Annotated in this window: 16 protein-coding genes; 10 read left to right on the top strand and 6 right to left on the bottom strand. The window is 66.5% G+C overall.

What is annotated here, in order from left to right:
- Positions 1-57 precede the first annotated feature (57 nt).
- Positions 58-1026 (bottom strand): M56 family metallopeptidase, encoded by a 969-nt coding sequence (locus IE200_RS18995; protein ID WP_191281061.1) that lies wholly within the window; start codon positions 1024-1026, stop codon positions 58-60.
- Complete coding sequence (locus tag IE200_RS18990; protein WP_191281060.1) at positions 1023-1400, bottom strand: BlaI/MecI/CopY family transcriptional regulator; 378 nt, start codon at positions 1398-1400, stop codon at positions 1023-1025. The genes IE200_RS18995 and IE200_RS18990 overlap by 4 nt, the downstream gene beginning before the upstream one ends.
- A 115-nt stretch (positions 1401-1515) precedes the next feature.
- On the opposite strand from IE200_RS18990, the gene IE200_RS18985 reads away from it, so the two are divergent.
- From IE200_RS18985 to IE200_RS18975, 3 genes are all read left to right on the top strand, one after another.
- Positions 1516-2181, top strand: coding sequence for a GNAT family N-acetyltransferase (locus IE200_RS18985; RefSeq protein WP_191281059.1), 666 nt, complete (start codon positions 1516-1518; stop codon positions 2179-2181).
- Between the two features lie 8 nt (positions 2182-2189).
- Positions 2190-2942 carry a M15 family metallopeptidase gene (locus tag IE200_RS18980; protein WP_229856821.1) on the top strand — a complete coding sequence of 251 codons (753 nt, stop codon included), beginning with the start codon at positions 2190-2192 and terminating at the stop codon, positions 2940-2942.
- A 597-nt stretch (positions 2943-3539) separates the two neighbouring features.
- The gene (locus tag IE200_RS18975; protein ID WP_191281057.1) at positions 3540-4028 is read left to right on the top strand and encodes a M23 family metallopeptidase; all 489 of its coding nucleotides are present in this window, start codon (positions 3540-3542) and stop codon (positions 4026-4028) included.
- A 124-nt stretch (positions 4029-4152) separates the two neighbouring features.
- On the opposite strand, the gene IE200_RS18970 is transcribed toward IE200_RS18975, so the two are convergent.
- The 4 genes from IE200_RS18970 to IE200_RS18955 are packed head-to-tail and all read right to left on the bottom strand — an operon-like array spanning position 4153 to position 6328.
- Entirely contained in the window at positions 4153-4725 is a 573-nt protein-coding gene (locus tag IE200_RS18970; RefSeq protein WP_229856820.1) for a class I SAM-dependent methyltransferase, read from the bottom strand.
- Between the two features lie 8 nt (positions 4726-4733).
- Positions 4734-4880 carry a DUF305 domain-containing protein gene (locus tag IE200_RS20925; protein ID WP_229856819.1) on the bottom strand — a complete coding sequence of 49 codons (147 nt, stop codon included), beginning with the start codon at positions 4878-4880 and terminating at the stop codon, positions 4734-4736.
- 21 nt (positions 4881-4901) lie between these two features.
- Positions 4902-5771: a cytochrome c biogenesis CcdA family protein gene (locus tag IE200_RS18960; protein ID WP_308433033.1), complete on the bottom strand. Its 870-nt coding sequence runs from the start codon at positions 5769-5771 to the stop codon at positions 4902-4904.
- Complete coding sequence (locus IE200_RS18955; RefSeq protein WP_191281055.1) at positions 5768-6328, bottom strand: TlpA family protein disulfide reductase; 561 nt, start codon at positions 6326-6328, stop codon at positions 5768-5770. The genes IE200_RS18960 and IE200_RS18955 overlap by 4 nt, the downstream gene beginning before the upstream one ends.
- 121 nt (positions 6329-6449) lie before the next feature.
- Here IE200_RS18955 and IE200_RS18950 point away from each other — a divergent pair, with 121 nt between their 5' ends.
- From IE200_RS18950 to lnt, 7 genes are all read left to right on the top strand, one after another.
- Positions 6450-7307 (top strand): WD40/YVTN/BNR-like repeat-containing protein, encoded by an 858-nt coding sequence (locus tag IE200_RS18950; RefSeq protein WP_191281054.1) that lies wholly within the window; start codon positions 6450-6452, stop codon positions 7305-7307.
- Between the two features lie 25 nt (positions 7308-7332).
- Positions 7333-7680 (top strand): BlaI/MecI/CopY family transcriptional regulator, encoded by a 348-nt coding sequence (locus tag IE200_RS18945; RefSeq protein ID WP_191281053.1) that lies wholly within the window; start codon positions 7333-7335, stop codon positions 7678-7680.
- 91 nt (positions 7681-7771) lie between these two features.
- Positions 7772-8623 (top strand): M56 family metallopeptidase, encoded by an 852-nt coding sequence (locus IE200_RS18940; protein ID WP_191281052.1) that lies wholly within the window; start codon positions 7772-7774, stop codon positions 8621-8623.
- Between the two features lie 120 nt (positions 8624-8743).
- The gene (locus tag IE200_RS20920; protein ID WP_229856817.1) at positions 8744-8998 is read left to right on the top strand and encodes a hypothetical protein; all 255 of its coding nucleotides are present in this window, start codon (positions 8744-8746) and stop codon (positions 8996-8998) included.
- Positions 8999-9007: 9 nt separating this feature from the next.
- Positions 9008-9844: a prolipoprotein diacylglyceryl transferase gene (lgt, locus tag IE200_RS18935; protein ID WP_191281051.1), complete on the top strand. Its 837-nt coding sequence runs from the start codon at positions 9008-9010 to the stop codon at positions 9842-9844.
- A 41-nt stretch (positions 9845-9885) separates the two neighbouring features.
- On the top strand, positions 9886-10437 hold the full coding sequence (locus IE200_RS18930; protein WP_191281050.1) for a TlpA family protein disulfide reductase: 552 nt from the start codon (positions 9886-9888) through the stop codon (positions 10435-10437).
- Positions 10434-11957 carry an apolipoprotein N-acyltransferase gene (lnt, locus tag IE200_RS18925; RefSeq protein WP_191281049.1) on the top strand — a complete coding sequence of 508 codons (1524 nt, stop codon included), beginning with the start codon at positions 10434-10436 and terminating at the stop codon, positions 11955-11957. Before IE200_RS18930 ends, lnt begins: the two co-directional genes overlap by 4 nt.
- Positions 11958-12337: the final 380 nt, after the last annotated feature.

Genomic DNA, 12337 nt, shown 5'->3' with positions numbered 1-12337 from the left:
CGGGCGCCCGATTTTCCCCCGGATCCGGCGCCCGCCCCCCGATCCCGACGACGTGGGTCAGTGCGCCGTCCCGGCCACAAGCAGGCCTGGCAGCAGCAATGCGACGACCGGCGACGCAGCCATCGTGACGACCAGCGACTGCGCGAGCTGGCGCTGCCACCACGCGAGTTGACGCTCACCCACCAGCGGATCGAAAACCAGCCGGTGCACGCGCGGCCCAACAGATCCCGCCATCAACAGGATGGCACCGCGCGGAACGGGGACCGACCCACCCGGGCTCGACACTGCGAGCAGCGCTCGCATGACGGCCTTTCGACCGTGCCTACCCACGGCCACGTCGTCGGCCTCGAGCTCGACGAGGAGTCGGACCTGCGCACGCATGTTACGCAGCAAACCAACACGGACTGCCAGCCTGCCAGCGACGTCTGCGCCAAAGATGTAGCGGTGATGGCGGCGCTCCAGATGAGCGGACTCGTGTGCAATGAGCGCATCAAGAGCAGCGCCGGGTAGTGAAGTCGCAGCACTCTCAGTGACATACACCGCGCGGTAACGCCCCGGACAGCACCACGCCGCCGGGCGCGGACCAGGCACCACCAAGAGCGGCGCACCCGAGCAGCCGGCGTGGTCAATCTCTCGCGCCGTCGGTGCGCCGCGCAGGGCCCGCCGGTCGCGAACCACTCGTGCTTGTTCCGTCACCACTACGCCCATGACCACCGTCGCCAGACCCACTGCCACGAGGGCGGTTCCGTTCCAAGCAACACTGACTGCACCACTGGCGTACTGACTGTGGAGTTGTTCCTTGTCCGCGTGCAAGGCCCACATGAGGGCGCGCTCAAGGACGTCGTGCGCGAGGACGAGCAGGGCAGCGGGGACGGCGAGATAGCACGTGAGAGCGAGTCCCATCCAGGCGCGAAGGGCAAGCCCCGGATGCCGCACTGCCCACTCGACGGACGCGAGAAAGCGGTCTCCACCCAGACCGGCTGCCAGCAGAAGCACCAGGAGCGCGGCAGCGATGACGAGACTCATAGGCTACCTCGGTTCGATTCGTCCATCCCGTGCAGAGCGGTCCGGAGCGCCTCAACCTCGGCCTCGTTCAAAGTCCCGGTGAACATGAGCAGCGCAGCCGAGCGGTCGGAGGTGGTGTCGAGAGCCTGCTCCATGAGCCAGGCGGTGTACTGAGCCTCGTCGCGGGTTGCTCCGTAAAGGAATGACCGCCCCTTGCGTTCGCGATCAAGCCATCCCTTCGCCCTGAGGCGCTCGATGACGGTGATGGCGGTGGTGTACGCCACTTCGTGATGTGCGGCGGCCAATGCGTCGACGACCTGTTGGACAGTGAGTGGCTCATCGGCGCGCCAGATGGCGTCCATGATCCTGGCTTCGAGGTCCCCGAAAGATCGCATACCTTCTTGTACCACGCGTCGTGGACACGCCAACACATCCCATGCTGGACGCAGGCACGTCCGTGTAACGGCGAGGCGTCTACATTATTTCTACATTGCGTCGTAACGTAGAGGAATGAGCGCCTCAACCGCCCTCCCCGCCAGCCAGGTACTGATCAGACGTATGGGCCTGGCCGATCTCGAGTTCGTCGTTGACGAGCACCTCGCACACTTTCCTGACAACGTGTTCGGCCAGATGGGGCGCCGCTTCCTCACCGAGTACTACCGAACCTTCCTCGACGGGCCGCACGCGGAAGCGGTGGTCACCGTGGCGGAAGGTTCACGAGTGGGCTACCTGGTCGGCATCCTGGACGTTCGGGAGCATCGTCGCCTGGTGCGCAAGTTCCACTCCCGCCGCCTCGCATGGCACGCCACCGCCGCACTCGCACGACGGCCGCGCATGGCAGCCGGTCTTGTGCGCAGGCGAATCTCGGTGCGACTCACCGCGTTGCGGAGCCGCGCGGGAGCGAACGGTAATGGTTCGGAAGCCATAGCCGTGCTCTCGCATGTGGCCGTAAGGGCCGAGGCCCGTGGGCTCGGCCTAGGCACCTCAATGATCCTGCAATTCGTAGAACGGGCACAGAATTCAGGGGCACAGACCGTCTCGGTGGCCACCCGCGCCGGCACAGCAGGGGCCGGGGAGTTGTATCGGCAGCTGGGATGGAAGCTCACCCGCGAACGAGACACTTTTGACGGCAGGCGCATCGAATTGTACGACCTCGACGTAACCGCGGTTCGATGAGGGCGCGGGTGGTCGCAGCCCTCCTTCTCGTCGTTGCTCTGACTGCTGCCTGTACGGGTTCTGCGCAGCGCACAGATGTCGAACCGGATGCCCCGACCGTTCAAGGCTCTCCGGACGAGACCGCCGCCGAACCGGTACAGCCGAGCGCAGATCCGACCATCAGCCCGGTGCCCCCCGACCAATGGGACGCAATGGTTTCGGTGGGGATGGTGCGACCAGGGTGTCCGGTCCAGCGGCGGGGCCAGCTGCGACGCATCGACATCGGCTTCATCGACTTCGACGGCACCGCGCAGCGCGGGCACCTGATCGTGAACCGGGACACGGCACGGTCCTTCGTGCGCATCTTCACGGCCCTCTTTGACGCACGGTTCCCCATCGCCTCGATGACCGGCGTGGAGTCGTTCGGCGGGGACACAAACGCAAGCCTGAGAGCAAACAACACCTCGGCGTACAACTGCCGGCGGTTGGACCAGATCAACGCCCCGCCCCTGGAATCACCCCACGCGAACGGCAGGGCCGTCGACATCAACCCGGTGCAGAACCCGTGGATGGACCTGCGCTGTGACTGCTGGGTGCCGGGCAAGCGCAACAGCGCCCGTACGCCAGGCCCCGGCAAGATCCTTCCGGGCGACGAGGTAGTGCGACTGTTTGAGGCCGAGGGCTGGATCTGGCAGAACATCAAGGTCCCCGACTACATGCACTTCGACACCGGCTACCCATCCGTGCCCTACGAGCGCCCGGCCCGGACTACGACGCCCTAGTCGATCGCGGCCCAAGCCGGACCGAGCCGCGGAACCGGCCAGCATCGGACCATTCATGCGACTTGCTAAGACGCTGGCAACTATGTTGAATAGTAGTTCTTCGGGGACAAGCCTCCGGTGGTTCGCGGTCACGCCCAGCCATGGGCGTGACCCGAACAGCGGGAGCATCAACACGGGGACCTGTCGTCTACCCCAAGGAAGTCATGCCTGCACGAGCATCGGACCAGCTGCATGGGTAGCCATCGGGGAAGTCGCAGGCGACCGGCGAAGGCGCCGGCGCCACAGGCGAACCGACACCGTGCGATCACACCGACCGCCGGCAGGCGGCGATCCACTCCCCCGCGAGCATCTCGCACGGGCTACCGATTCCTCAGTCTCGCCCTCCGCCCTGCGGCAATGGGTGTCATAGCTCTCACCGCCTCTTCAGTGGGTGTCCTCTACGGGATAGACGCCGATGTCGCGCCGACTGGCCACTCGACATTCGACGCCGCGGGCCCAGAACCTTCCACCGACATGCCGGCTGCCCCGACCGGGCGTCGGCCCGTCGTGAGTCGCAGCTCACGTCGCCTCCGCGGCGACGCTCCAGCCTCAAACTCGTTGCTCGCTGCTGCCGAGCAGCAGTCCCTCGAGCGTGCAAGGACCTTGAAGACGTACGCCATCCAAGCCGCTGCGCAATCGGCGAGGATTGAGCGCGATCAGTGGACATTGCCCACCGCCTACGTCGCCCTCACAGCTCGCTTCGGCGACTCTGGATTATGGGCGAACCTCCACACCGGTCTCGACTTCAACGGCGATGAGGGCGATCCGATCTACTCAGTGGCCAACGGTACGGTCACCGCGGTCGGGTACGACGGCTCCTACGGCAACAAGACGGTCGTCACGCTCGAGGACGGCACCGAAATCTGGTACGGCCACCAGAGCGCGGTCTTTGTCGGCCTGGGCGAAGCGGTGCGTGGCGGAGAACAGATCGGGACGATCGGCTCGACCGGCAACGTGACCGGCTCCCACCTCCATCTGGAGGTCCGGCCCGGCGGCGGCGATCCGGTTGATCCATTCACCGTCTTCGCGGCGAAGGGCCTTCTCTAGCTCGACGGAGGTTCGGACGTGCTCGGCTCTTGATCAGCCCTCCGCCTTCTGGAGGGTTGAACGGCCGTCTACCGAAGTCGGCAGCCTCTTCACCTGGATTGGGACGGTGTCGTGACTGAGGGTCCTACTTCGCTGCGCTGAAGCGCATCACGTGGCCCTGCGCCGAAACGCGCACCGCCACGTCCTTCAAGCCGGCAGCATCCAAACCCTGCGTCAGCTCGACTGGCGAGATGATTCGGTGCGGTGAGCCGTCAAGCCGGTGCACGAGCCGAGCGAGCGCTGTGCTGGTGAGGTCGTAGCCGACAAGCAGGCCACCTTGCCGGAGCGTCCGAGCGGCCTCCACCAGGGCCTTCTCCCAGTCTATGACGTGGTGAAGCATGAGGTATGACGTCACAACGTCGAACGACGCCGAGTCGTACGGAAGGCCCGTCACATCAGCGCGTTCGACTCTCACGTTGGACATCCCACGCAGCAGCTGCGAGGCGGACCTCACCATGACGTCATCCACGTCGGTGACGATGATCGTTGCCTCCGGGAACCCGCGCGCCATGGCTTGGGCCATTGCACCGCTCCCGCCACCGATCTCGAGAACGCGGCCCGTGGGTCGAACGCCGTCCAATGCCCACGAAAGCACGTAGCGCTCCGCTACCCACCGCCACGGACCGCTCCGGCAAAATGCGCGCTCGATGGACGACATGACGGGCATCAGTCGAACAGCCCTTGCATTGTGGCGATCTCCTTGGTCTGCGCAGTCTCGGTGTCCCCGGCGAGAGCGACGGCGTCGGGATAGTGCCCAGCCTGTTGCTCCGCCTTGGCCATCTCTACGGCTCTGCAGTGGTGCTCGATCATCATGGCAAGAACATCTGGTCGAAGTCAGCAACCGGGGCGATCATGAGCCCCACCTCGCCGACGCTCAACGACGCGGGCGAGCGACATCTCGGGTCCGGTGCAGCCCGCGCACCCCGGGGCATTCACAGCGGGACTTGCCAGGTGCCGATGAGAGTGCTCATCCTGGCCAACCAGTCTCCCCACACTCCGGTCACCTGCAAGATCCCGAGCAGGACCAAGAGCGCACCGCCCCCCCCGCGTGACAACTGCGGCATGTCGGCGGGCGAACGCGAAGGCCCTGAAGACGTGAGAGACACCGAAGGCGGCGAGCACGAACGGGACGCCAAGTCCCAGGCTGTAGGCAAAGGACAACAGCGCGCCCCGTCCTGCCGTTCCACTCGTGGTGGCGAGCGACAGCACGGCCGCCAGCGTCGGCCCGATGCACGGAGTCCAGCCGATACCGAACATCACCCCTAGCAGCGGCGCACCCGCGATCCCCACCTGAGGTTGATAGCCAAGGCGAAACGTCCGAGCTGTCCCGGGGATGAAGCCGAGCACACCGGCGAAGACGAGCCCAAGCATGATCGTGACGACCCCCAACGCGCGCACGATCGCGTCCTGGTACTGGATCAAGGTCGAGCCAGCGGCGCCGAACAGCGTCCCGTAGCTGGTGAACACGGCCGAGAATCCGAGCACGAACATCACTGAGCCGATGATCGTGAGCGAGCGTCCTTGCCTGCCGGACCCTGCTGCCACGTCGGCACCTGATGCTCCGCTGACGTAGGCGAGGTAGCCCGGGACGAGGGGAAGGCAGCACGGGCTTGCGAAGGAGACGAGCCCCGCCACCATTGCGATCGGAATGGCAAGCAGCAGCGGACCGTAGGCGACAGCCTCTCCGAGAGACGCGAGAGTCACTGGATCTTCTCCGTGTCCGCGATCAACGAGCGCAACGTGGATCGATCGACACGACCGATCACCCGTGCGCGGACCACGCCGGCTTCGTCGACCACCAGCGTCGACGGAACCGCGCTGACCGGAACTATTCCGTTGAATTTGGCGAGCAGAGATCCGTCCCGGTCGTCGAAGCTGGGATAGGTGATCCCGTAGGTGCGCTCGAACTTGATCGCGGCAGCCGGCTCGTCGCGCACGTCGATGCCCAGGAAACGCACGCCCCGCCGCGCCGTCTCCTGCGAGATCGCGGCCAAGTCCGGGGCCTCGGCTCGACAGGGGCCGCACCACGATCCCCACACATTGATGACCAGGACATGTCCGAGCTGATCGGCCACGGAGAGAGTGGTGTCCTCCCCCAGGGTCGGCCCCTCGAGCTTCGGCAGCGGGATTCCTCGTTCACCGGGATAGAGCGTCGTGCCCGTCCCGAAGCTCGGGGAACCTGCTCGCGAAGACGCACCGCTGAGCTGACTGGCCTGCCACAGCGCGAGCGACACCAGGCCGACCACGATCACCGCCACCATGGGCCCCCTTGACGACCTCGCGCGCCCAGCCACAGCATCACCCATCTACTATCGTTAGTAGTTGATACTAGACCGATAGCCTCCGTCTTTCGAAACCCGGAGGCAGTGAAGGACGTGCCTCATGCCCACTCAGCCGCGTGATCGCGTACTTGGCCTGTCCGCCAAGGCGCGCCGGCTCGTCTACCCCCTGCTGGCAGTTACCGTGGTCGTGATCGTTGTGGGCACGCTCGCGACGCGTGGGAGCGCAGCGGAGGACGGGCCCCGCGTCGGCGGTGACCTCCACGCCGTGGGCGAGGTGGGCGATCGGCTGTTTGCCGCCGGCCACAACGGTGCCGGTTACCGTGCAACGAGCGGCGCGTGGACGCAGATCGATGCCCTGGACGACAAAGACGTCATGGCGTGGGCGCAGGCAGGCGCGTCGCTTCTGGCCGGCGCTCATGGTGGGCTCTATCGCTCTCTCGACAACGGGTCGACGTTCGATGTGGTCCAGGACCTCCCCGGGAGCGACGTCCACGCGGTCGGAGCAGTCGGCGAGCGCGTGTACGTCACGTCACCGGAGTTCGGTGTCGTCGTGTCGGATGACGGCGGAACGACCTTCGAGTCGGCCAGCGCCGCCGGCCTGGACTTCATGGGGACCATATGGGTCGATCCGTCCAACCCCGACGTGGCCGTTGCCCCGTCCATGCAATCTGGCGTGGTGAAGACCACCGACGGCGGTGCCACGTGGGCGTCGATGGGCACGTCCTCGGGCTCGATGGCGGCAGCTGTCGACGCCTCCGGCCAGCGGATGGTGACGATTGGCATGGATGGGTCTGAGTCCAGCAACGACAGCGGAGCCACCTGGACACTGCTCGAAGTACCCGCTGGGGCCAGCGCTGCCACCTACACTTCGGACGGCGAGCTCGTCGTGGCGGTACTGTCTGGCGAACGCGCGCAGCTCTACACGTCTGTGAACGGGGAATGGGATCTCCTCACCTGAGGTCTTACACGTAGGAGGGGTCGGTATGCGTCCACTGGGCGAACTCGAAGCCGTCGTCATGGAGCATGTCTGGTCCGCCGACCGACCCTTAGCGGTCCGCGACGTCCTGGAACGCATGGATCGCGAGCCGCCACTGGCCTACACCACAGTGCTCACCGTCCTGGACAACTTGCACCGCAAGGGCTTCCTGGCCAGGGACAAGGCGGGGCGCGCCTACCTCTACCGACCGACCAAAGGTCGAGCGGAACACACCGCGGATCTCATGCATGAGCTTCTCAGCGACAGTGGGGACAGCTCGGTCACCCTGTTGCGATTCCTGGACCGGATGTCGCCCGCCGAGGTCGAGCGCTTGAAACGGGCCATCGGTGACTAGCGCTCTGGTCCTCGTTGCCTTCGCAGTAACCGCGGGTACATGGGGAGTTTCGGCGCTGACTCAGGCACGATGGACCGCACGAGCCCCACGGTTGGCGATCGCAGCGTGGCAGGCGCTGGCGACTTCGGTGCTGTTGAGCATCGCCGCCGCCGGCGCCGCTCTGGCGATCGGTTTCCAGCATGTTCGCGGCGACCTGGCGCAGCTCTTCAACGTGTGCGTCGAAAACCTCAAGCACGGTTACGCCTCTCCCGGGGGCACGGTTGTTGCGACCCTCGGGCTGGCCAGCCTGAGCATCCTGGCGACGCGTACCCTGTGGTGCACCCTCTCGATCTGGCGTCAGGATGCAAACGAGCGTCGGGCTCGCGTCGCCATGCTCGACCTGGTTGGCCACGCCGGCATCGTTCCTGGGGTGCTCGTTCTTGACCATCACGCTCCTTATGCGTTCTGCATCGGCGGTCGGCGGCACCGAGTTGTCGTGACAAGTGCGCTCCTGGACTCACTCGACCCGTGCGAGCTCGATGCCGTCCTCGCCCATGAGGCAGCTCACCTGCGCCAGCGCCACCACGCGGCCCTCATGATCTGTCGCATCACTTTCGGGACGCTCGCGCCCTTCTTCCCTGCGTTCCGAACCGCGTTGCCACACGTACGGCTCTTCGCAGAGCTTTCCGCCGATGACTCCGCTCGGAAGCGCGTCGGAGTCGCACCTCTGCGGTCGGCGCTCCTCCACCTCGCCCGCATTCCTGCTCCGTCGGGGACGCTCGCCGCGAGCGCCAGTGACGTCGAGACCCGCCTCGTACGCCTGACCGATCAGAAGGCCGGCTTGCCGCGACGCCGCGCGGTTGTCGCCGGTGTGACCATCGCAGGGCTCGTCGTCGTGCCACTCGCCCTGGTCGCCGCGCCTGTCGTTGCGATGGCGTGGGAAGGCATGTGCCTCATCGGTTAGCCAGTCCCCGCGACAACACGCATCAGCACGACCGCCAGAATTCTGAATCGACCGGGATCGTCCGCGCCCTTTGACGTCCATCTACTATCCTCCCTAGGAGACGCCGAGGATAGGACCAAGATGGCACGTATGAGGTGGCGAGCGCAGAAGAGCGCGGCCGACAGACAGTTGTCGAACTGGACGCGACGGCGGGTGCTTTCGTGGTCGTTGTTCGTGCTTGCTGGGGTCATCGCGGTCCAGCACGTGGTCGCCCATGGCGGGTTCCAGCCACTCCCCTTGTCGATGGGCTGGCAGGATCTCCTGGTGGGCTACCCGATGGCGGCCGTTCTCGCCGTGGCAGGTGCCATCGCCCTGGACCCCAACCCGAGGATCTGAGGGCCCCAGGTGCTTCCTCTGTCGTTGCCAAGTCCTGCGCAAGGCGTCTGGTACCTCGGTCCTCTGCCCCTGCGCGCGTACGCGCTCTGCATCATCATCGGCATCATCGCTGCCATCTGGCTCGCCGAGCGTCGCTGGGTATCACGAGGAGGCGAGCCGGGCGCAGTCTCGGACGTCTCCCTGTGGGCCATTCCCTTCGGCATCGTCGGTGGTCGCCTCTACCACGTCATCACCGACCCCCAGCTGTACTTCGCTGACGGACAGAACCCGTGGAACGCCTTTGCTGTCTGGCGCGGAGGCCTGGGCATCTGGGGGGCAATCGCTCTGGGTGCCGTGGGTGCGTGGATCGGAGCACGCCGCGCGGGCATCTCCTTCTCCGAGCTGGCGTGGGCGCTCGCACCCGCCATCCCGCTCGCCCAGGCCATTGGGCGCTGGGGAAACTGGTTCAACCAGGAGCTGTTCGGTAGACCCACGGACCTGCCGTGGGGTCTTCGCATAGACCCCGAGCATCGTCCGGTCGGCTACGAAGCACAGACGACGTTCCACCCGACCTTCCTGTACGAGTCAATGTGGAATCTCGGACTGGCCGGACTGCTGATCTGGGTCGGAGGACGGTTCCGGATGACCGGCGGACAGCTCTTCGCGGTGTACGTCATGGGCTACACCGCCGCACGCAGTTGGATCGAATACCTGCGCATCGACACCGTCAACCATGTCCTCGGGGTCCGCCTCAACGTGTGGACCAGCATCGCCGTGTTTGTCGCTGCGGCTGTGGCCTTCTCCATTGCCACTCGGCGGGCACATGCGGTCGAAGCTCGTGGATCGACCGGCGAGCTGGTGCCGTGACGCGACGAGCAACGCCCGGCCTTCTCGTGACCCTGGTGGGTGTGGTGGTGATCGCTGGTGCACTCGCCGGTTGCTCAGGCGGCGAGGCGACCGACCGGACCGGGTCTCCCGATCCCGCGATCGTCGAAATCGCAGAGCCCGACCGTGTCGTGGTCGACGACTTCGAGGCCGTCCTCCTTGACGGTTCGGAGGTCAGCTCCTCGCGCCTCGACGGTGTGGTCACAGTCGTCAACGTCTGGGGTTCCTGGTGCGGCCCCTGTCGCGTCGAGGCACCCGTCCTTCGCGAGGTTTCCCAGCAGTACGACGATCGCGGCGTCGAGTTCCTGGGTCTCAACGTGCGCGACAACGACGCCGCTGCCCTCGCCTTCGAGAGACGGTTCAAGATCTCGTACGACAGCGTGACCACGTCGGACTCCCCCCGGGTGTCGCTCGCGTTCGGCGGGCTGCTCACCACCGCCGCCGTCCCGATGACCGTCGTGGTTGACCCTGAGCGACGGGTTGCTGCTCGTGTCATCGGCGCAGTGACGGCCGCAACCCTGAGGGCATTGCTCGAGTCGGTGCTCGAAGAGGCCGACGACCGGGACGGACGGTGAGCGGCGCGGAACCCGGCCGGACCGCCGTGCGGCCGCTCCTCGCCCTGGGGTCGGGCGCTCTCCTTGCGGGCGCCTACCAGCCTGTGGACCTGCCGGCGCTGTCGATCCCCGCAGTAGCCGTATTCAGCGCGGTGGCCTGGTCGGGCACGTGGCGGGCCGGAGCCCTGGCCGGAGCCGCTTTCGGCCTCGGCTTCCTTGGCCCGCTGCTCTGGTGGCTCTCGGGTTCGATCAGCCCTGGCGCATGGCTGGCGCTGGTTGCTGTGCAGGCTGGCTGGTTCGCCTTGCTGGGCAGCGCTATCGCGACCGTGCGTTCCTTGCCAGGGGTGGCGTGGTGGACGGCCGTTCTGTGGACGGCGGTGGAGGTGTTGCGTTCAGCGTGGCCATTGGGAGGGTTGCCGTGGGGGCGTCTCGGATTCTCCGCACTGGACACCGTGTGGCAGGGGTGGTTGCAGTGGGGCGGGGTGACCATCACCACCTTTGTCCTGGCCCTGGTAGGCGCCGCGACCGGGCGTCTGGTCGTGTCTCGCGGCCCACGCGCCGCGCCCCTCGGGGTGGCAGGGCTCGTGGCGGCCGCATCGATGGCGCCGGCCACCATGGCCGCGAAGCAGCCTCGGACCGACGACAACGCGCGCGTGGCAATCGTGCAAGGCGGAGTTCCCGGTGCCGGCAACCGGCTGGTGGACTACCACCGCGAGGTCACTGACAACCACGCCCGCGAGACGTTGGCTCTGTTCGCGCGACGTGACGCCTCTGGCCAACCTGCACCTGACTTCGTGCTCTGGCCGGAGAACGCGACGGCCGTGGACCCGGTGACGGACGAGCGAGCCAATCGCGCGATCCGGGAGACCGCGCGCGCGACGGGTGTACCGCTTCTGGCCGGGTCCGTCACGGACGGGCCGGGCGCGGATGGCGCCCGCAACCAAGGCATCGTCTGGTCATCCAGTGGCGCACCAGGTCAGCGCTACACCAAACGCCACCTGGTGCCATTCGGTGAGTACGTGCCGTGGCGAAGTCTTGCGACTCGGTTCTCGAACCGTCTGACCGAGATCCCTCGCGACATGGTCGCGGGCACGGTAGGTGCGCCCCTCGACGTGGCTGGCATCCCCGTCGCCGACGCGCTGTGCTTCGATGTGGCCTACGACGACGTCATTGCTCCACAGGTACGTCGGGGCGCATCGCTGGTTACCGTCCAGACGAGCAATGCGATGTTCCTGGGCACCACGCAGCTGGAGCAGCAGTGGGACATCAGCCGCGTTCGGGCCATTGAGTCCGGCCGTGCGGTGGTGGTCGCTTCCGTCAACGGCGTCTCGGGAGCCATCGGTCCCGACGGGAAGGTGATCGCCAGGTTGGCTATCAGAGGGACCGCCAGTGCGGTCGTGGAAGTCCCACTCGCCCGCACCTTCACGCCCGCAGTGCGATGGGGGCCGTGGCCCGGACGCGCAGCCGTGGCCCTCGCCTTCGTTGGCCTGGCAGGGGGCGCCGCTCGGCGACTGCGATCCACCACCTACGATTCTAGATAGTAGTTGGCTACCGACAGGGGCTCATGAACGCAGGACACCCTCGGCCCGGTCGGGCCGCTCGGGTCACCGTCAGCCCAGGTGGATCTGGCGCACGCTCACCTCGATGCGAACCGCCGTACTCTTGCTCTGACTCCTGGGACTGGCCGCCATCCCGGGCTCGGTCATCCCGCAGCGCGGAGTGGCGAGCAATCCTGAGTAACGGTCTGCTCGTGTCAAGCGGGCGGGCGGGCAAGCGGGGCTGACCGCTCGTCGTAGTTGAGTCCCCGATAGTGGTGTAGCGCGGTCGCCGAGATCGTCACCGGCGTGTACGTCGGACGTAGGCGCGGCCACCGCGTGATCCTTCGAGTCAACCTTCTACCGAATCCTCGAGGACCATCACG

Source organism: Nocardioides flavus (ex Wang et al. 2016), from assembly GCF_014653115.1.
In the GTDB taxonomy this organism is placed as follows: Bacteria; Actinomycetota; Actinomycetes; order Propionibacteriales; family Nocardioidaceae; genus Nocardioides; species Nocardioides flavus.
This window is presented reverse-complemented; position numbering and strand designations above follow the sequence as displayed.

Coding starts and splice junctions, on each gene's coding strand:
- IE200_RS18995 (WP_191281061.1), bottom strand. CDS start 1,026: ATGAGTCTCGTCATCGCTGCCGCGCTCCTGGTGCTTCTGCTGGCAGCC.
- IE200_RS18990 (WP_191281060.1), bottom strand. CDS start 1,400: ATGCGATCTTTCGGGGACCTCGAAGCCAGGATCATGGACGCCATCTGG.
- IE200_RS18985 (WP_191281059.1), top strand. CDS start 1,516: ATGAGCGCCTCAACCGCCCTCCCCGCCAGCCAGGTACTGATCAGACGT.
- IE200_RS18970 (WP_229856820.1), bottom strand. CDS start 4,725: ATGTCGTCCATCGAGCGCGCATTTTGCCGGAGCGGTCCGTGGCGGTGG.
- IE200_RS20925 (WP_229856819.1), bottom strand. CDS start 4,880: ATGATGATCGAGCACCACTGCAGAGCCGTAGAGATGGCCAAGGCGGAG.
- IE200_RS18955 (WP_191281055.1), bottom strand. CDS start 6,328: ATGGTGGCGGTGATCGTGGTCGGCCTGGTGTCGCTCGCGCTGTGGCAG.
- IE200_RS18950 (WP_191281054.1), top strand. CDS start 6,450: ATGCCCACTCAGCCGCGTGATCGCGTACTTGGCCTGTCCGCCAAGGCG.
- IE200_RS18945 (WP_191281053.1), top strand. CDS start 7,333: ATGCGTCCACTGGGCGAACTCGAAGCCGTCGTCATGGAGCATGTCTGG.
- IE200_RS20920 (WP_229856817.1), top strand. CDS start 8,744: ATGGCACGTATGAGGTGGCGAGCGCAGAAGAGCGCGGCCGACAGACAG.